Origin of the sequence: Bradyrhizobium sp. HKCCYLRH1034, assembly GCF_051168375.1 — a bacterium.
In the GTDB taxonomy this organism is placed as follows: Bacteria; Pseudomonadota; Alphaproteobacteria; order Rhizobiales; family Xanthobacteraceae; genus Bradyrhizobium.
The window spans coordinates 290,677-309,377 of record NZ_JBNPUW010000001.1; the positions used below are offsets into that span (position 1 = coordinate 290,677).

Consider the following 18,701-nt stretch of genomic DNA (forward strand, 5'->3'; position numbering starts at 1 on the left):
ACCTAATGCCGCACAGGGCACGCCGCTGTCAGCGCGGCGATCCCTTGCGAGCGCGGCTCTCGACGGCCCGGCTCAACGCCTCATCGTGCAACTCGGCACTCGCATCGGAAAAGCAGCAGAACACGATCTGCGACAGCGACGTCTCCGCGCTGATGGTCTCGATCGAAGTGGCGACCGCTATCGATGCCGCACGATCCGCAGGGAAGCGGAAGATGCCCGTCGAGATCGCGGGGAACGCGACCGAGTCCAAACGATGCTTGTGACACAGCTCGATCGAGCGCCGGTAGCACGAGGCCAGCAGCTCCGGCTCGCCGCGGTCGCCGCCCTGCCAGACCGGGCCAACGGTGTGGATCACGTGGCGGGCCGGCAGCCGGTAGCCTTTGGTGATCTTGGCCTCGCCGGTCCTGCAGCCATGGAGCATGCGGCACTCCATGACGAGGTCCGGTCCCGCCGCACGGTGGATCGCACCGTCGACGCCTCCACCACCGAGCAGAGACGAGTTCGCGGCGTTGACGATGGCGTCAACGCCGAGCTTGGTGATGTCGGCGACGATGACCTCGAATCGGGTCGCGCCGACCTTTCGGACCGGATAGCTCAGCCGGATAGCTCAGACAGAGGCCGCCGTGCCGACCGGGATGCCCTTGTCGGTGAACAGCTGCTGCAGCTCGCCGCTCTGGAACATCTCGCGCACGATATCGCAGCCGCCGACGAACTCGCCCTTCACATAGAGCTGCGGAATCGTCGGCCAGTTCGAGAACGTCTTGATGCCGTTGCGCAGCTCGGCGGATTCGAGAACGTTGAGGCCCTTATAGCCGACGCCGACATGGTCCAGGATCTGCACGACCTGGCCGGAAAATCCGCACTGCGGAAACTGCGGCGTCCCCTTCATGAACAGGACGACGTCGTTCGACTTCACTTCATTGTCAATGAATTGCTCAATGCTCATCTTCGCTTCCTCTAGGGCGCCTCAAGGAACGCCTGGGGCTCGGTGCGCGCTGATCGCCACCGGACGGATTTCGTCCGCAGCCGACCGTCACTTCTCTATATGTAGCGCAAACCGTTGTTCAACCAAAGTAAAATGCCGAGGATCGGCCGGCGACCCAGGCCCCGGCCGGACCATAGGCTGACGGCAGCAATATTATAGCCGGCACGAGGGTTTCATCCCGTAACCAAGCCCCTATTTAGGACGAACTGTCGAAAGGAACTTGTTCCGTCGAACATCGTTTTCTGCTGGCAAACGGAGACCCTCGTGACCAGTTCTGCCTCCGCTACGGCCCCGATCCCCGTTACTGATGCGCTTCAGAGCAGGTCCGGCTCCCTCGCCGGGCGCCTGACCGAGGCGTACCTCGCCGTCCGGGGCGAGACCGAGCGGCGCGCGGCGCCGCTGAGCCCGGAGGATCAGGTCATCCAGTCGATGCCGGACGCCAGTCCTGCCAAGTGGCATCGCGCCCATACGACCTGGTTTTTCGAGCAGTTCGTGCTGGGCGAGTACTGCCCGGGATATACCCCTTTTCACGCCGATTACGCGTTCCTGTTCAATTCCTATTACGTCAGTGCCGGCCCGCGCCACACGCGGGGCGAGCGCGGCCTGATCACCCGCCCGGGCGTGGCCGAGGTCACGGCATATCGGCGGCATGTCGATGCGGCGATGGTGGACTTCCTGGGCAGCGCCGATACCGCCACATTGACCGCGGTGGCGCCGCTCGTGGAGGTGGGCCTCAACCATGAGCAGCAGCATCAGGAGCTGATGCTGACCGATATCCTGCATGCGTTCGCGCAGAACCCGACGGCCCCGGCCTACGATCCTTCCTGGACCTTCCCTGCCCCCACGGAAACGGGCGAGGATTGGGTTCACCTCCCCGAGGGCATCCATACCGTTGGGCACGCCGGCGATGGTTACCATTTCGACAATGAGGAGCCGGCCCATCGCGCGCTGGTCGGGCCGGTGGGCATCGCGCGCAATCTCGTCACCAATGCCGAGTGGCTCGCCTTCATGGATGACGGCGGCTACCGGACCGCCACACTCTGGCTCATGGACGGCTTCGCCACCGCCAGCCGCGAGGGCTGGCAGGCTCCCGGGCATTGGTACAAGGTCGAGGGCGAATGGCGCATCATGACGCTGGGCGGACTGCGGCCGGTCGATCCCGCTGCTCCGGCGTGCCACGTCAGCTACTACGAAGCTGACGCCTTTGCCCGCTGGCGCGGCAAGCATCTGCCGACCGAGATGGAATGGGAGGTCGCCGCGCGCGGCAACCAGCTCAACGATGCCTTCGGCATTGTCTGGCAGTGGACCCGCAGCGCCTACAGTCCCTATCCCGGCTATCGTGCCATGGAGGGTGCGCTCGGCGAGTACAACGGCAAGTTCATGGTCAATCAACTGGTGCTGCGCGGCTCATCGCTCGCGACGCCGGTGGGCCACAGCCGTGTCACCTATCGCAACTTCTTCTATCCGCATCATCGCTGGCAATTCACCGGGCTCCGGCTCGCCGACTACACCTGAGCTATCAGCATTCGTTGCCCGACAGTCGCGCGTGTGTGCGCGTCCAGGAGAGTATCATGAACGTGCACGTCAACGCGCTGCTCGACGCCCATCTCCCCGACGACAAGACGTCGGCCTTTGCGACGGACGCCGTCGCAGGCCTCGCCCAGCAGCCCAAGCAGCTATCGCCGAAATATTTCTACGATGCCGCCGGATCCGATCTGTTCGAGCAGATCACGCGCCTGCCGGAGTACTATCCGACGCGGACCGAGCTCGGCATCTTGAGGGATCGCGGCGCCGAGATCGCGGCAGTCATTCCCGACGATGCCGCCCTGGTCGAGTTCGGCGCCGGCGCCACCACCAAGGTGCGGCTGCTGCTGGAAAGCTGCCGCTTCGCGGCCTACGTGCCGGTCGATATTTCCGGCGAGTTCCTGACCGCACAGGCCGACAGCCTGCGCCGCGACTTCCCGCAGCTCGCCGTGCACCCGGTCGTCGCCGACTTCACGACGTCGTTCAAACTACCTGACGCCATCGAAGGCAAGCCGAAGGTCGGCTTCTTTCCGGGATCGACGATCGGCAATTTCGAGCCGCATGAGGCGTGCCGCTTCCTGCGCTCGGCACGCGAGATCTTGGGGACCGGCGCACGGATGATCGTCGGCGTCGACCTGGAGAAGGACGAACGTGTGCTGCACGCCGCCTACAACGACGCGGCCGGCGTGACCGCGCGCTTCAATCTCAACCTGCTGCTGCGGATCAACCGCGAACTCGGCGGCAATTTCGACCTGTCCGCCTTCGTCCACCGCGCGATCTACAATCGCGAGCAGCACCGCATCGAGATGCATCTGGTGGCGCGGAAGCCGCAAACGGTGCGGCTACTCGGCACCACCATCTCGTTCCGGGCCGGCGAGAGCATCCACACCGAGAACAGCTACAAATACAGCATCGCGCGCTTCGGCGCGCTGGCCCGCGGATCCGGCTGGAAAGTCCAGACCGTGTGGACGGATGCCGAGAAGATGTTCTCGGTTCAGGCGCTCGTCGCCGAGGCGTGAGGCTCCGGCTTCGACCGCAACGACAGCGTCTCCCACAGCGCGACGATCGCCAGTAGCGCGCTCGTCAGCGCCGAAAGCACGAGAGGCGACAGTTCGGTCGCGAACCAGCCGAGCCCGATCAGTGCGAGCAGTCCGGCGCCGTGCGACAACTGCAGGAAGCCGCGGATGTTGAACTTGAAGAGGATGGTCCCGAGCAGAAACACGAACGGACCGCCGATCGTCGTCGCCGCCATATTCAGGTCGGTATGCCCGAGGGGGTGCTTCAGGACGATCTCGTCCGACACCGCCGACACGATGATGCCGGCGACGATCGGCATGTGCAAGTAGGTGTAGGCCGAGCGCGCCATCAGCCCGGATTGCGCCGACTGCGAAATCACTTCCGATCCCGCCTCAGCGCCGCGGTTGAAGTACACCGCCCACATCGCCACCGTGCCGATGAAGGCGCTGGCGAAGGCGGCAATGTTGGCTCCGGTCCAGTCGAGCTCGGCAAAGGTCGCGCCGGTGACGACGATGGATTCGCCGAGCGCGATGATGATGAACAGCGCACAGCGCTCCGCCATGTGGCCGCCTTCGACCATCCAGTCCTCGACGGTGGAGGCACCCAGCCCGGGGACCCAGAAGCGGACGGCCGGCGACGCATATTCCAGGGTGAGCGCCGCCCCCCACAGCCCCATCCGTGCCGGGCCCTCGGCAAGGCCGCCGAGCAGCCAGAGCACGGCGGAGGCACTGAGCCAGGAGAGAATGCGGGCGGCGTTGCGGCGGACGGCAGATCGCTGCGGCGGCGTCGCGGTCAGCCAGAACGCGGTCCGGCCGACCTGCATGGCGGCGTAGGCCATGGCGAACCACAGGCCGCGGTCCTCGAACGCCCGCGGGATCGACATCGACAGAACGAGGCCCGCCAGCATCAGCGCGAACAAGAGACCTCGGACCAGCGCCTTCTCGGGATCGAGCCAGTTGGTAACCCAGGCGGTGTAGACCCACACCCACCAGACCGCGAGAAACAGAACGGCCGTCTGGGCGGCGCCGAGCGGCGAGAAATGGCCGATCAGATAGTGCGAGATCTGCGTGACCGCGTAGACGAAGACGAGATCGAAGAACAGCTCGACGAACGTGACCCGGCTGTGCCGGTTCGGCTCGATGACGCGAAACAGCGCACCACGCGGATTGTCCACCGCCATCTCCCCCGGATGCGCGATCTCCCCCTAAGCAGTCAGCGCTGGTCCGGCACCCCGGTCTGCAGGGCCAGAGCATGCAGCACGTCACCCATCTGGCCGCGCAGCGATTGATAGACGAGCTGATGCTGCTGAACGCGGGATTTGCCGCGGAACGATTCCGAGATCACCGTCGCGGCGTAATGGTCGCCGTCGCCAGCGAGATCGCGAATCGTCACCTGTGCGTCAGGGATGGCAGACTTGATCATCTGCTCGATATCGTGGGCATCCATGGGCATCCCGGTGCATCTCCTTGTGTCGGGCAGGCGCCGCATCCCGTGGACGATGTAGCCCGCAGGGCCCGCGGCTTGGCTGCACTCCCATCAGTGGCCCGCCGAGCACGGCGAATCAAGGCGTTCTCGCGGGACCGTGATGGCGAAATCTAGCGCGAACCGCTCTCGAGGTCACGCGCGGAACCACTATATACCGGGATCAGACGAGATGTGTCGGACTGGGTGACGCACCCAAAAGGCCGAATCGCGAGGACGACGACATGAAGCTTCCAGGACCGGATCATCCGATCACCGTCACCCCCAATCCGAAACGCGTACGGGTGATCGCCGACGGCGTCGTGATTGCCGACACCACCCGCGCGTTGACGCTGAAGGAAGCGAGCTACCCCGCGGTTCAATACGTGCCGCGGGCCGACGCCAACATGGCGGCCCTGCAGAAGACTGATCGTGTCACCCATTGTCCGTACAAGGGGGATGCGAGCTATTTCAGCGTCATCGCCAACGGCAAGACATTGGACAATGCGATCTGGAGCTACGAGGCGCCCTTCCCGGCGATGACCGAGATCTCGGGCCACCTGGCGTTCTATCCGGACAAGGTGCGGATCGAGGAGGTCGCAGCTGATTGAACTGCGGTGACAGCCCGCCGCGCGGCCGGCACGAGGCCCATACCGGCGCGGCGGTCGTTTCGGTCACTGACCTGATGGCGTGCTACACTCTGAAAATCGTAAGCCCGAGAATCAGCAGCACGAGGAAGATCACCAGGAAGATATAGAACAGGATCCGCGCAATGTCGGCGGAAGCTGCCGAGATGCCGGTGAAGCCGAGAATACCGGCCACCACCGAGATCACGAAGAACAGCAGCGCCCATTTGAGAATAGTCACGGTATGGTCCTCCGGTTCTGCGCCGCGCCGGCGCGGCGCCTCACTAACGATGACGCGGGGAACCGGTTCCTTCGGCCATCGGTCCCGGTGCCGAAGAAATGCGCAACCCACGACAGTCCCGGCCGTAACTTCGTAGGTCGTCGGTTCGTAAGGATATCCGGAGCGGAAATCGGCAGAGTGTGTGAGAAACCGGCTTGCGGACCGCGGCACTTGCTGATTTGCAGCACCAACGACGACATCTGGTAGTCCGGCGCCGTCATTCGCTCGCTTTTGGGCGACTCCAGCGAATGGCGGTGCCACAGGGTCACACGAGCTCATCCACTCATTCCAGCTCGCGCAGCCTTGGACGACGTTTGCATGACGCCCCGCGGCGAAGGAGGATGCGAACGTCACATCCGCTGCACGGGCCGGGCAGCAGCGACGCCGGGGGGGGCGTATGGTCATATCGGTTACACAATCGGCGGCGGCCGCAAAGGTCGAGCTTCAGGCCCGCCCGCGCGCTCGGGCACGCAACGCCGCGCTCGATCACGCCCGGACATTCCTGACGCTGGTGGTGCTGCTCCACCACGCCGTGATTCCCTATACCTATTTCGGGCACACCGATCCGACGTCCTTCCTCGGTTTCGACGCCATCGTGCTGGCCACCGACAGCTTCTTCATGGCCATGTTCTTCTTTCTGTCGGGCCTGTTCGTGTGGTCGGGCCTTGCCCACAAGTCGACGCTGCAGTTCCTGCGTGACCGGCTATTGCGCCTTGGCCTGCCCTTCGCCATCGCGGCCCTGACCGTCATTCCGCTTGCCTATTACGCGATCGAGCTGCGCGCCAATCCCGACGCCCGCTTCGCTGCCTTCTGGTGGAAGACGGTCACGGTCGGCCCATGGCCGAGCGGGCCGATCTGGTTCATCTGGGTGCTGCTGGCGTTCGACACCTCGGCAGCCCTTTTGTACCGCGTCTCGCCGCGCCTGCTGGATCCGATCAATCGGCTGTCGCAGCGCGCCTTCGAGCATCCGCGCGACTTCTTCTTCGTCTTCCTGCTGATCACGGGCGGGCTCTACATCCCGTCCCGGCTCTATTTCGGCCCGACGTTGTGGTTCGAGGCAGGGCCGCTCTCGGTGCAGGCCAGCCGCGTCTTGCTCTACGCCGCCTATTTCTACGTCGGGGCTGGCATCGGCTCGGCCAATTTCGAACGCGGCCTGCTGGCCGCAGAAGGGCAGATGTCGCAGCGCGGACTCGGGGCCTGGATCGTGGTCACGCTCGTGCCCTATGCGCTGCTCTGGGTGCTCATCACGATCAAGCGCCAAGTGCTGGGCAATCCGCCCGTGTTGCCGCAATGGTACGAGGCGGCCTATGGCTTCTTGTTCGTCATCTTCAGCGCCGCGATCCTGTTTGCGATCCTGTCCTACTTCCTGAACAACCGCCGCTCGGAATTCTCCGTGCTCGATCGCATGCAGGCCGATGCCTATGGCATGTTCCTGGTACACTATCCGATCGTGCTGTGGATCCAGTACTGGCTGTTCGACTTCGGCCTGCCAGCCATCGCCAAGGCGACGATCGCCTTTGTCGGCAGCATGCTGCTGAGCTGGGGCGCGACCTGGGTGCTCAGGCAGATTCCGGGGGCGAAGAACGTGTTGTAGGACGGTCCTGCCTCCTCCGTCATTGCGAGGAGCGCAGCGACGACGCAATCCAGACCGCATCCGCGGATGGCGGTCCTGGATTGCTACGCTGCGCCCGCAATGACGCTGGGCGAGGCCAACGCTCTCACGACGAACTCCGTCGTCGTTTGCCAGCGTGCCTGACTGTGACAGCCGCGGCGTGCGTCCGGGGTCAGGCGGCTGACCCGCCCATGTATTTGGGCAGCCAGCTTTCGAATCCCGTCTTGAGCGCGGCGACCTCGACGGCACCATCGCCGGCGATCGCCAGCGCAGTGCCGCCTGTCGTGCCGATGCGCGTGCACGGCACGCCGGCGCCGCGCATCTTGGCCAGCACGCGGCCAGCCTCGGTCTCCGGCACCGTCACGAGATAGCGCGCCTGGTCCTCGCCGAACCAGTAGGCATGCGGCACGATCGAGGCAGGCGCGGCCAGCAGCCGCGCGCCGATGCCGGAGGCCATTGCCATCTCGGCGAGCGCGACGAGCAGACCACCGTCGGCCAGATCATGCGCAGCTGTCGCCGTGCCCGCATGGATCATGCCGCGGACGACATCGCCGATGCGCTTCTCGGCGGCGAGGTCGACAGGCGGCGGAGCGCCCTCCTCCCGGCCGCAGACGTCGCGCAAGTAGACCGACTGGCCGAGCCAGCCATGGGTCTCGCCGATCAACAGGATCGCCTCGCCCTCGGCCTTGAAGGCGATGCTCGCCGACTTGGTGAAATCATCGAGCAGGCCGACGCCGCCGATCGAGGGCGTCGGCAGGATCGCGCGGCCGTTGGTCTCGTTGTAGAGCGAGACGTTCCCGGAGACGACGGGGAAGTCGAGCGCGCGGCAGGCCTCCGAAATGCCTTTCAGGCAGCCGACGAACTGGCCCATGATCTCGGGCCGCTCCGGGTTGCCGAAATTGAGATTGTCGGTGATCGCAAGCGGCCGGCCACCGACCGCGGTGATGTTGCGCCAGGCTTCGGCGACGGCCTGCTTGCCACCCTCGAAAGGATCGGCCTCGCAATAGCGGGGCGTTACGTCGACGGTGAGCGCAAGCCCCTTCGGGCCATCCTGCACGCGCACCACGGCGGCATCGCCGCCTGGGCGCTGCACGGTGTTGCCGAGGATCACATGGTCGTACTGCTCCCAGATCCAGCGCTTGGAGCACAGATCGGGCGTTGCGACGAGCTTCTCCAGGGCCGGGATGATGTCCAGGGGCGGCTTGACCTCGCGGGCATGGATCACCGGCAGCGCCGACGAGGCCACGTGCGGGCGGTCGTACAGCGGCGCCTCGTCGCCGAGCTCCTTGATCGGCAGGTCGGCCATGACGTCGCCGCCATGCTTCACCACGAACCGCTTGCTCGGCGTGGTGTAGCCGACCACCGCGAAATCGAGCCCCCATTTGCGGAAGATCGCTTCCGCCTCCTTCTCCTTCTCCGGCTTCAGCACCATGAGCATGCGCTCCTGGCTCTCGGAGAGCATCATCTCGTAGGCGCTCATGCCGATCTCGCGGGTCGGCACGGCATCGAGATCGAGATCGACGCCGAGGTCGCCCTTGGCGCCCATCTCGACCGCCGAGCAGGTCAGGCCGGCCGCACCCATGTCCTGGATCGCGATCACGCAATCGGCGGCCATGATCTCCAGGCACGCCTCCAGCAGCAGCTTCTCGGCGAAGGGGTCGCCGACCTGCACCGTCGGGCGCTTCTCCTCCGAGGAATCGTCGAACTCGGCCGAGGCCATCGAGGCGCCGTGGATGCCGTCGCGGCCGGTCTTGGAGCCGAGATAGACGATCGGCATGTTCACGCCGGAAGCCGCCGCATAGAAGATCTTGTCGGCGTCGGCGAGGCCGACCGCCATGGCGTTGACCAGGATATTGCCGTCATAGCGGGTGTGGAAGCGGGTCTGGCCGCCGACCGTCGGAACGCCAAACGAGTTGCCATAGCCGCCGATGCCGGCCACCACCCCGGACACCAGATGCCGGGTCTTGGGATGCTCCGGCGCGCCGAACGACAGCGCGTTCAGGCACGCGATCGGGCGTGCGCCCATGGTGAACACGTCGCGCAGGATGCCGCCGACGCCGGTGGTCGCACCCTGATACGGCTCGATGTAGCTCGGGTGGTTGTGGCTCTCCATCTTGAACACGACGGCCTGGCCGTCGCCGATGTCGATCACGCCGGCGTTTTCGCCGGGGCCCTGGATCACCCAGGGCGCCTTGGTCGGCAGTCCCTTGAGATGGATGCGGGACGACTTGTACGAGCAGTGCTCGTTCCACATCGCCGAGAAGATGCCGAGCTCGGTGAAGGTCGGCACTCGCCCGATCAGCTTCAGGATGCGCTCATATTCATCGGGCTTCAGCCCGTGGGCGGCGACGAGCTCGGGGGTGATCTGCGGTTCATTGCGCATGGAGAAATGCCTTTGCCCGTGGGCCGCTGGTCCCTTGAAGCCTGCTTCATAGAAAGATCGCCAGGGCGGGAAAAGGCCTTTTACGGCCCTATTCCGCCCTGTCCAGAGCTTTGGCCCGGACCGCCAGAAGGGATATTTGCAGATTGGCGACCAATCGGATTTAAGACGGTAAATCAACAGTTAAAGGCCCTGACACGTGCACGACCTGTCCCGTTCCGCCTTCGAGAACCGCCCTGGCATCCACATCGCGACCGACGGCGAGTTCGCCGGCTGGCGGACCTGGATGCGCGACAGCTACGAATCCCACACCGGGCCATTCTGGCACCGGATGGAGGACGATGGCTCGATCCGCTGCGCCTTCCGGGTCGAGAAGAAGCACCTCAACGGCGGCGGTAACGTCCACGGCGGCTGCCTGATGACCTTCGCCGACTACTGCCTGTTCGCCTTCGCCGCGCCGATCATGCAGGGCCCGGGTGTCACGGTGTCGTTCTCGTCCGAGTTCCTCGATGCCGCGCGTGAGGGCGAACTGATCGAGGCTACCGGCGAGGTCACCCGCGCCGGCGCCTCGCTGATCTTCCTGCGCGGCATGCTGCATTCCGGCCCAAAGCCGCTGTTCTCGTTTTCCGGCACCATCAAGCGCATCAGGCGGCGGACACCGGAGGCGGCGAACTCGCCGTAGGGACGGAGCAAGGGGGATCGCGCTCAACTCTCTCCGTCATTCCGGGGCATTCGCGCGCAAAATGGCGTAGCCATTTTGAAGCAGCGCGAATGAGCCCGGAATCCATAACCACAGCCGCAAAATGGTCGAAGAACTGCGCCACGCGCATCCCGCCTCCCAAGACATGCGTGGTTATGGATTCCGGGCTCGCGCTCCGCGCGCCCCGGAATGACGCGCGGAGAAGATGTACCCTGCCGTTGCGGAGCTACCCCGCGAGCTGCTTCTCGGCGAGGGCGATCCACTCGGCCTGCGCCTTGCGCACATGCCGTGGTGCGCGCTTCATCTGGATCAGCAGCTCGGTGAACACGACCTTGGCCTCATCGATCCGGCCGACCAGCTTGAGCAGCGTGCCGTAGCGGACCTTCGCCTCGCTGCCCGGCGCATAGTCCAGCAGCGCCTGGTACTCCTCGATGGCCTCGTCGGTGCGGCCGGCTTCCTGCAAAGCCCGCGCATAGAGCAGATGCGCCTCGGCCGAATTGTAGTCCGGCCAGCTCTTCTGCAGCTCGTCGAGCGTCGCCAGCGCATCCCCTGGGCGGCGGCGCGCGAACTGCGCCTTGGCCTTGCCGAGCGCGAACAGCGGCTCGTGGCCCATCGGCAGGCTCAGGATGTGATCGTAATGCTGCTCGGCCTCCTCATAACGCCCGACCGCGACGCATTCCTCGGCCAGCGCCGCGCGGTTGGCGATCGTGTCCGTGATCGCGACACGATCGGACAACTCGCGGTAGTCTTTCTCGGGGTCCAGCTTGTTGGCGACGCGCTTGCGCGCCTTCTGGACGTCGTGGCTGCCCAGCCATTCCGGCACCAGCTCGACGACGATGTAGGCGAGCGCGCCGATCATCGGCACCATCAGGATGATGAAGGCCCAGGGCTGCAGACGGCCAGTCCGCGACGCATGGTAGATCAGCGAAATGTCGAGCAGCAGTACGACGAGCGCGATAGGCACGGCAGATCCCCAACTCGGCGAGATTTTACACGCCGACGTTGATAGCGTGGCCGGCCAGCCCGGACAATCCCGCGCTCACGCAGGCCGTTGCGGACGATCCCGTTTTGACGCATCACGGCCACAGCAGGTTCAATGGACGCACGCCTGTGGCGGCGGCCTCCGCGACGCTCGTAGCTAAGCTCCCACGGGGCCCCGGCGAGATTCATCGAAGCGAAAGAACGCCGAGGGATTGTCGACCAGAAGCCGCTGTCGCGCCGTCTCCGACGGCGCGATCTCGGCCACGAGGTCGGCCAGCACCGCATCGTCCGGCATTTGTCCCGTGATGTTGACGTGCGGCCAGTCGCTGCCCCACAGCACGCGCTCAGGGGCGTGCGCGGCAACGCTTCGGGCGAACGGCACAACGTCATGATAGGGCGCGCCCTCGCGCGAGATGCGATCGGCACCGCTGAGCTTGATCCAGACCCGCCCGCTGTCGAGCAAGCGACACAGGATCGCCTGACAGGCGCCGAGATTCCGGCCGAGGTCCGGCCGGGCCATGTGGTCGATCACCATGCGCAGCTCGATGGCCGCGATCAGCTCGGCATAGCGGATGAGATCGGCGGCCGTGACATGAATGGCGACATGCCAGTCGAACGGCCTCACCAGCGCGAGCACGGCCCGCATGCGCTCCGCCGACGGCGCGCCGCCGAGATGCGCCAGGAAGTTGAAGCGGGCACCGCAGACGCCGGCTTTATCGAGGCGCGCGACCTCCGCAGCCGTGACCTCCGCTCCGAGCACGGCGACGCCGCGGTAGCGGCCTTCTCCCACGGCCAGCGCATCGAGCAGCGGGCGATGGTCGCGGCCATGACCCTGGCTGTGGACGATGACCGCGCGATCGATGCCCAGCCGATCGTGCAAACGGCGCAGCGCCGTTTCCGGCGCCTCCGGCGGCGTGAAGCTGCGATCGTCGGGCAGCGGAAAGCGGTCGAACGGACCGAAGATGTGACAATGCGCATCGCAGGCCCCCGCCGGCCATGCGCGGGAAACGGCAGCCATGCCCGTGCTCATGGGTTCAGTCACAGCGGGCGCTCATGCCGCCATCGACAACGATCTCGGTGCCGGTAACGAAGCGCGCCTCGTCGGAGGCGAGGAACAGCGCGGCGTGGGCGGTGTCGCGGCCGTCGCCCATGAAGCCGAGCGGGATGCGAGCCTGCCGCGTCCGCAGCAGCGCCGCGACATCGCCGCCGGCGCGCTGCCCGGCGAGGCGCGCCTCGACCATCGGCGTGTGCATCTGGCCAGGCACCACCGTGTTCACGCGCACGCGCTGCGGGGCATACTGCACGGCAACGACGCGCGAGAACTGGATCACCGCGGCCTTGGCCGAGGCGTAGCCGACCTGCGCCGATCCGGTCCAGCGGATGCCCGAGGTGGAGGCCGTGTTGACGATGGCCCCGCCGCCCTGCGCCGCCATGTGCGGCAGCACCGCCTTGCAGGTGAGGAAGACGCTCTTCACGTTGAGATCGAGCTGCGCGTCCCAGCCCTGCTCGCTCAGCTCGACCGGGCCTCCCGGCGCCGAGCCACCGACATTGTTGACCAGAATATCGACGCGGCCGAACGCTGCGATACAGGCGTCGACCATCGCGGCGACATCCGCCGCATCGGTGACGTCGCAGCGGTGGGCCTGGATGACGCCGCCGTGGTCCAGGGCGCGCGCCAGCGTCTCGTCCATGCGGCTGCCATCGCGGTCGACGGCGAGGACCCTGGCGCCCTCGCGCGCGAAGATGACCGCCGCGGCGCGGCCGTTGCCCCAGCCCGGACCGACGCAGCCGGCCCCGGTGATGATCGCGACCTTGCCCTCCAGGCGCTTCGTCATGGTCATGGCTCCAGCTCCGGCGTCTCGCCATCGGGCAGGCCGATGTCGAACGCGTTGAGGGTCAGCGCCACCAGCCCGTAATAGCCGATGATGCCGACGAGATCGACGACGCCGCGCGTGCCGAGGGTTGCGGCCGCCAGCGCGTGCAGATCGTCCGGCACGCGGCCGCTGGCGAGCAGCTGCCGGGTGTAGTCGTGAACGAGCTTCGCGGCCGGATCGGTGAACTCTGGATCACGCCGTTGCGCGATCGCGTCGATGACCGACGGGGCGATGCCCGCCGCGAGCCCATCCCGCTTGTGGGCATACCATTCGACATGCGAGGTCCAGTGCCGCGCCGTCACGAGGATCGCGAGCTCGGACAGCGCAGGCGGCAATGACGTCTCGTAGCGGGCGAACTCGCCGAGCTTCTGGGCCCGGCGTCCGAGCTCGGGACTGTGCAGCCAGGCCCGCAGCGGCGCCGGGATCCGGCCGCGCCGGCCGGCGATGGCCTCTTCGGCCACCGCGCGCTGCGTCTCGTCCATCTCGGCCAGGGCAAGGTCCTCGATGCGCATGCGATGCTCCTGGTCACGAGGCGCGAGGAATCGGCTGTGCCGCGGGCGTGGCAAGAAAAGCCGTCAGCCGCCCCGCCAGCTCGGCCGGGGCCTGCACCTGCATCAGATGACCGGCCGTGTCGACGGTCGCGAACGCCGCGCCGGGAATGAGACGGGCGAGCGCCTCGACCTGCGCCTGCGGCCGCAACAGATCATGCGCGCCGGCAAGCAGCAGACAGCGCTGCCGAACCTCCGCGAGCCGTTCGCGCAGATCGACCTCGGCGAACGCCAGGTTGTTATGGGCATATCCGACCGGATCGTTGCCGAGGAAGCGGCCGAGATAAGCGAGGTAGGCATTGCGGTCGGTTCGCAGCACCGGCGGATAGGAACGATCGAGCGTATCAGCCGCCACAGCGCGCATGCCGGCGCGCATGCAGAGCGCGGAGCGCGCCGCCAGATACTGCACGCGACCAGCATCGACGCTGAGGGCCGGCGCGCACAGCGCCAGCGCGCCCACGCGCTGCGGATGCGCCAGCGCGAAGCTGACGGCGAGCGCCGCACCGGCGGCGACGCCGGCGATATCGACCGGTCCGTCGGTGCCGAGCGCCCGCAGCAGCCGGTCGAGGTCGCCGACGTGATCGGCGAAGCCGAACGGCGCGCGCGGCTTTTCCGACAGGCCGGCGCCGCGCAGATCATAGCGCAGCACCCGCAGGTCGTCGGGCAGCTCGAGCATCAAGGCATCGAAGCTTTCGATGCTGCCGCCGAGCTCATGCAGCAACACCAGCGTCCTCGCGCCACCGCCGCGCAGCTCATAGCGCAGCGTCAAGCCGTCGAGATGGATGAAGTTCATCGGCGAGGCGCCCGTCTCATCGTTGTCGGCGCGCGGTTTGACTCGCCCTGGGCCGCTTGCAATAAACTGCGGCGGGCAGCGGCGCGGAGGACACGGCCATCGACATCCGCGAGCTTCGTTACTTCGTGCAGGTGGCGCGCGCCGGTAGCCTGAGCCGGGCATCGGCATTGCTTAATGTCGCGCAATCCGCGCTCAGCCGGCAGCTGATGAAGCTGGAGGACGAGCTTGGCGTCGCGCTGCTGGTGCGGCACGGCCGCGGCGTCCGCCTGACCCGCGCCGGCACGACGTTCCTCGAGCACGCCCATGCCGTGCTGCTGCAGATCGACCAGATGCCGGGCGCGGTGCGCTCGCCGGATTCGAGCTTCGCCGGTCACATCGCGCTCGGGGTGCCGCCGGTCGCGGGCCTGCGCATCGCGCCGTCCGTGGTGGTCGAACTGCGCCGGCGCTGGCCGCAGGCCTCCGTGCAGGTCCGCGAGGGCATCAGCTCGTCGCTGGAGGAATGGCTGCTGGACCGCCGGCTCGACATCGCCGTGCTCTACAATCCCCCGCCGCTCGACGGCATCGCGCTGGCCCCCATCCTGCACGAGCGGATGGTCGTCGCCCTGCCGCCGGCCAAGCGCGGCGACACCGTGGCCGAGACGATCGGCTGGCGCGAGCTGGCCGGGCTGTCGCTGATCCTGCCGAGTCTTCCGCACAGCAACCGGCGGCTGATCGAGCAGGCGGCGATCCAGAACGGCACGCGGCTCAACGTCGCCTTCGAGGTCGACAGCGTGAGCATGACGAAGGCCATGGTTCGGCGCGGTCTCGGCGCAACGATCCTCGCCCATGCCGCGGTCGTTGCCGAGGCGAAGCGCGGCGAGCTCACCGTGCGGTCGATCGAGCGGCCGCCGCTGATCTCGACCGTCTCGATCGGCATGCCGCGGGAACGCCAGCCGACCTGGCTGGCCGACGAGCTGCTGGCGCTGATGCGCGAGGTGATCGCGCAGAGCGTGGCGGACGGCGCCTGGCCCGGCGCCAAGATCATCGGCGACTACGTGCGCTGAGCTCATTCGCCCGCACCGGCGATTGCAGCGTGGCCCTCGTCGACGGCCGCCTCCGCGGCCGTCGACGCGGCGCCACCCGCGAGATAGGCATCGAGCCTGGCGGCATCCAGCGCATTTTCCCAGCGCGCGATGACGAACACGGCAACGGTGTTGCCGACGACGTTGGTGAGCGCGGTGCAGGTCGCCATCAGGCGGTCGATGCCGAACAGCAGGCCGAGGCCGTTGAGCGGGAGCACGCGGACGGATTGCAGGGTCGCCGCGAGCTTGATGAAGGCGCCGCCCGCGACGGTGGTGCCGCCCTTCGAGGTCAGCAGCATGACCGCGAGCACCGCCAGCTGCTGGCCGTAGCTGAATGGCGTGTCGGTGGCCTGGGCGATGAAGCCGACGGCAATCGCCATGTAGATGCCCGTGCCGTCGAGATTGAAGCTGTAGCCGGCCGGCAGCACGAAACCGACGATGGCGCCGTCGCAGCCGGCCTGCTCGAGCTTCTGCATCAGCCGCGGCAGCGCAACCTCGCCGGACGCGGTCCCGAGCACCAGCAGCAGCTCCTCGCGGATCAGCCGCAGCAGCTTGAGCAGCGACAGCCGCATGATGGCGCACACGCCGCCGAGCACGACTGCGACGAAGACGACCGCCGTGATCCAGTACAGCAGCACGACCTTGCCGAGATAGAGCAGCGTGGCGCCGCCATGCGTGCCGATCGCCGCCGCCATGGCGCCGAACGCCCCGAGTGGCGCCAGCTTCATGATGAAACCCAGCATGCGGAACAGCACGTCCTGCCCCTCCTCGATGCCGCGCAGGATCGCCGACTCCGTCTTCAGGCCGACGCTCAGCGCCGCGCCCACCATCACCGAGATGAACAGGATCTGGAGAATCTCGCCCTTGGCGAAGGCGTCGACGATCGTGGTCGGGATGATGCTGAGGAAGAAGCCGATAGCCGTGAAATTGCTCGCGGCGTTGGAGATGCGCGTCACGCTGTCATTGAGCGCGAGGTTGCCGGCATGGAGCCCGTCGCCGGGCTGGAACACGTTGACCGCGATGAAGCCGACGACCATGCCGAGCGTGGTCAGGATCTCGAAATACAGCAGCGACTTGAACGCGAGCCGGCCGAGCTGCCTCATATCGCGGACATGCGTCAGCCCGAGCACCACCGAGCAGAAGATGATCGGCCCGAGCATCATGCGCAGAAGTGCGATGAACGCATCGCCGAGCGGCTTCATCTGAACGGCCGCCTCTGGCGCCAGCAGGCCGACGGCGATCGCGAGCAGGATCGCGATCAGGACTTGGACATACAGCTGGCGGGTGATCGCCATGGCTCGTTTCGCTCCCCTTGTGGACGAGATGGAATCTCGTTCCCCGTTGTGAGCGAACTGAAGCAGAGCCGGACGTGCTATGTCCAAATCAATCTTTCGATGGCCTCCCATGCCGCAGCGGCAAGGGAGGTCATCGATGAGACAAGGCGCAGCCGCGCCTCGGCCCTACTGCTGCTGGTCGATGACCTGCACCACCTTCTGATCGCGCGGGTCGACCAGCACGACCTGCTCGCCGATCGCCAGATACTGGTAGTTGGCCAGCTCCGGATTGCTGCGCGCGAGCTCATCGGGCACGCGGCGCAGGCTCAGGCAGCTCGATCCGGACGAGGACGACGACGATGTCGTCGAGCCCACAGTGCCCGTCTCGGTGGCGGCGCGGCGCAGAATCTGGCGCTGATCGTCCGACAGCACGATCCGGGTCGAGCCGACGCCATAGCCGCCGCGATCATAGCCGCGGTCCGCGCGCATGCCGTTCTGCGGGATTACGTCGACGATCTCGCGGCTGCGCGGGTCGACGATCGCGATCTCGTCATGGATCACGGTGTACTCGTAGCCGCGATATTCCGGCACGATCGTCACGATGTCCGACGGCAGCGGACGCGGCCGCACGCGCTCCGGCAGGCGCTCGCCGACATTGATGTTGATGTTGAGATTGGTGCGCGCCTGATCGAAGTCGTGATCGCGCTTGAGCTGATCGACCACGCGGGTCTTCTGCTGCTCGTTGACCGACACCTGCGTGCTGGAGCGGCTGCCATTGGGCTGGGTCTGATTGTTGGCCTGCCCGGTCTGATCACGCTGACCGGCGCCGGTCGGCTGGTTCTGCTGCGCGGTCGTGTTCTTGCTGTCGGCCGCGTTCGGCTGGTTGGCCTGCTTGTTGCGGTCGCCGGTCTGCTTGTCCGCGGCCTCGTCGGACGTGCCGGTCTTGCGCTCGTCCTGGCTCTGCCGGGTCTTGTCCTTATCGTGATCATTGCGATCGGCCTCACGGTCGGACTTCCGGTCCGTCGCCCCCGACTTACTCTCGGCGGCGCGATCCTCGCCCTTGCGCGGCTCGTCGGCGCGCCCCTGCTGTTGCTTCGACTCAGCCTTGCTCTTGCTGTCAGACTGCTTGTCGGCCTGCTTGCTGTCAGTCGACGACTTCGACTCGGCGCTCTCCTTGGCCTCGCGGCCACGCTCGGCGGCCGCACCGCCCTTGCTATCGGCGCTCTGCTTGGCATCATGTGCCGACCGCTCGGAGGACCTTTCCTGAGCCTGCTCGCGTCCTGCTGCGGATGAAGGCTCGCCACGGCGCTGCTCCTGCGCGCTCTGCTTTGCCTCGGCGCCGGCACGTTCCGCCGCGACGGCGCCGCCCTTTGCCTCTCCCTTCGCCTCGGCAGCCGGACGCGTGGCCTCGTGCGCCGTCGCAGCGGCCGGGCCTCCCTCGCGCTTCATGTCGCCTTGCGCCGATGCACCTGATGCCGTGCCGATCGCCAGGATGATCGCGGCCGTTCCCAGCCAATGTTTCGTCGTCATATGAGAACCTCCTTGGATCCCTGCCCCATTCGCTGGCGGACAACGCAAACAGCCG

General features: G+C 66.6%; 19 protein-coding genes. 6 read left to right on the forward strand and 13 right to left on the reverse strand.

Annotation, left to right across the window (positions count from 1 at the left end; all coding sequences use genetic code 11):
- Window positions 1-28: 28 nt before the first annotated feature.
- Together ACQR0W_RS01340 and grxD are read right to left on the reverse strand one after the other, a co-directional pair.
- Entirely contained in the window at window positions 29-598 is a 570-nt protein-coding gene (locus ACQR0W_RS01340) for an O-acetyl-ADP-ribose deacetylase (RefSeq protein WP_315714989.1), read from the reverse strand.
- Window positions 599-607: 9 nt separating this feature from the next.
- Window positions 608-946, reverse strand: coding sequence for a Grx4 family monothiol glutaredoxin (gene grxD / locus ACQR0W_RS01345; RefSeq protein ID WP_315714830.1), 339 nt, complete (start codon window positions 944-946; stop codon window positions 608-610).
- A 303-nt stretch (window positions 947-1,249) separates the two neighbouring features.
- Between grxD and egtB the strand changes: the two genes are divergently transcribed.
- Together egtB and egtD are read left to right on the forward strand one after the other, a co-directional pair.
- Window positions 1,250-2,500 (forward strand): ergothioneine biosynthesis protein EgtB, encoded by a 1,251-nt coding sequence (gene egtB, locus ACQR0W_RS01350; protein ID WP_315749308.1) that lies wholly within the window; start codon window positions 1,250-1,252, stop codon window positions 2,498-2,500.
- A 56-nt stretch (window positions 2,501-2,556) separates the two neighbouring features.
- Entirely contained in the window at window positions 2,557-3,528 is a 972-nt protein-coding gene (gene egtD, locus ACQR0W_RS01355; protein ID WP_315749306.1) for an L-histidine N(alpha)-methyltransferase, read from the forward strand.
- Here egtD and ACQR0W_RS01360 read toward each other — a convergent pair.
- Both ACQR0W_RS01360 and ACQR0W_RS01365 read right to left on the reverse strand, forming a co-directional pair.
- The gene (locus ACQR0W_RS01360; RefSeq protein ID WP_315749305.1) at window positions 3,504-4,706 is read right to left on the reverse strand and encodes a low temperature requirement protein A; all 1,203 of its coding nucleotides are present in this window, start codon (window positions 4,704-4,706) and stop codon (window positions 3,504-3,506) included. The two genes, egtD and ACQR0W_RS01360, sit on opposite strands and share 25 nt — an antisense overlap.
- 32 nt (window positions 4,707-4,738) lie before the next feature.
- A complete protein-coding gene (locus ACQR0W_RS01365) occupies window positions 4,739-4,978 on the reverse strand; it encodes a BolA family protein (RefSeq protein WP_315714834.1) in 240 nt (79 codons plus the stop codon).
- A gap of 254 nt (window positions 4,979-5,232) precedes the next feature.
- Between ACQR0W_RS01365 and ACQR0W_RS01370 the strand changes: the two genes are divergently transcribed.
- On the forward strand, window positions 5,233-5,598 hold the full coding sequence (locus tag ACQR0W_RS01370; protein ID WP_316170319.1) for a DUF427 domain-containing protein: 366 nt from the start codon (window positions 5,233-5,235) through the stop codon (window positions 5,596-5,598).
- 82 nt (window positions 5,599-5,680) lie between these two features.
- On the opposite strand, the gene ACQR0W_RS01375 is transcribed toward ACQR0W_RS01370, so the two are convergent.
- The gene (locus ACQR0W_RS01375) at window positions 5,681-5,854 is read right to left on the reverse strand and encodes a DUF1328 domain-containing protein (protein ID WP_012045337.1); all 174 of its coding nucleotides are present in this window, start codon (window positions 5,852-5,854) and stop codon (window positions 5,681-5,683) included.
- A gap of 436 nt (window positions 5,855-6,290) precedes the next feature.
- On the opposite strand from ACQR0W_RS01375, the gene ACQR0W_RS01380 reads away from it, so the two are divergent.
- On the forward strand, window positions 6,291-7,487 hold the full coding sequence (locus ACQR0W_RS01380; RefSeq protein WP_316186834.1) for an acyltransferase family protein: 1,197 nt from the start codon (window positions 6,291-6,293) through the stop codon (window positions 7,485-7,487).
- Between the two features lie 190 nt (window positions 7,488-7,677).
- On the opposite strand, the gene purL is transcribed toward ACQR0W_RS01380, so the two are convergent.
- The gene (gene purL, locus ACQR0W_RS01385) at window positions 7,678-9,888 is read right to left on the reverse strand and encodes a phosphoribosylformylglycinamidine synthase subunit PurL (protein ID WP_316186835.1); all 2,211 of its coding nucleotides are present in this window, start codon (window positions 9,886-9,888) and stop codon (window positions 7,678-7,680) included.
- A 196-nt stretch (window positions 9,889-10,084) separates the two neighbouring features.
- Between purL and ACQR0W_RS01390 the strand changes: the two genes are divergently transcribed.
- Complete coding sequence (locus ACQR0W_RS01390) at window positions 10,085-10,567, forward strand: PaaI family thioesterase (RefSeq protein ID WP_315714838.1); 483 nt, start codon at window positions 10,085-10,087, stop codon at window positions 10,565-10,567.
- A 244-nt stretch (window positions 10,568-10,811) separates the two neighbouring features.
- On the opposite strand, the gene ACQR0W_RS01395 is transcribed toward ACQR0W_RS01390, so the two are convergent.
- The 5 genes from ACQR0W_RS01395 to ACQR0W_RS01415 all read right to left on the reverse strand — a co-directional run bounded on the left by ACQR0W_RS01395 (window position 10,812) and on the right by ACQR0W_RS01415 (window position 14,781).
- Entirely contained in the window at window positions 10,812-11,549 is a 738-nt protein-coding gene (locus ACQR0W_RS01395) for a tetratricopeptide repeat protein (RefSeq protein WP_316186836.1), read from the reverse strand.
- A 174-nt stretch (window positions 11,550-11,723) separates the two neighbouring features.
- Entirely contained in the window at window positions 11,724-12,584 is an 861-nt protein-coding gene (locus ACQR0W_RS01400) for an amidohydrolase family protein (protein ID WP_315749300.1), read from the reverse strand.
- Between the two features lie 16 nt (window positions 12,585-12,600).
- Complete coding sequence (locus ACQR0W_RS01405) at window positions 12,601-13,401, reverse strand: SDR family NAD(P)-dependent oxidoreductase (RefSeq protein ID WP_315750012.1); 801 nt, start codon at window positions 13,399-13,401, stop codon at window positions 12,601-12,603.
- 2 nt (window positions 13,402-13,403) lie between these two features.
- Entirely contained in the window at window positions 13,404-13,952 is a 549-nt protein-coding gene (locus ACQR0W_RS01410; RefSeq protein WP_316185244.1) for a carboxymuconolactone decarboxylase family protein, read from the reverse strand.
- A gap of 13 nt (window positions 13,953-13,965) precedes the next feature.
- Entirely contained in the window at window positions 13,966-14,781 is an 816-nt protein-coding gene (locus ACQR0W_RS01415) for an alpha/beta fold hydrolase (protein WP_316185242.1), read from the reverse strand.
- Window positions 14,782-14,885: 104 nt separating this feature from the next.
- Between ACQR0W_RS01415 and ACQR0W_RS01420 the strand changes: the two genes are divergently transcribed.
- Window positions 14,886-15,824, forward strand: coding sequence for a LysR family transcriptional regulator (locus ACQR0W_RS01420; protein ID WP_315826478.1), 939 nt, complete (start codon window positions 14,886-14,888; stop codon window positions 15,822-15,824).
- A 2-nt stretch (window positions 15,825-15,826) separates the two neighbouring features.
- Here ACQR0W_RS01420 and ACQR0W_RS01425 read toward each other — a convergent pair whose 3' ends face one another.
- Complete coding sequence (locus ACQR0W_RS01425) at window positions 15,827-17,137, reverse strand: cation:dicarboxylate symporter family transporter (protein WP_316170532.1); 1,311 nt, start codon at window positions 17,135-17,137, stop codon at window positions 15,827-15,829.
- Between the two features lie 165 nt (window positions 17,138-17,302).
- Window positions 17,303-18,565: a DUF1236 domain-containing protein gene (locus ACQR0W_RS01430; protein WP_316170685.1), complete on the reverse strand. Its 1,263-nt coding sequence runs from the start codon at window positions 18,563-18,565 to the stop codon at window positions 17,303-17,305.
- Window positions 18,566-18,701: the final 136 nt, after the last annotated feature.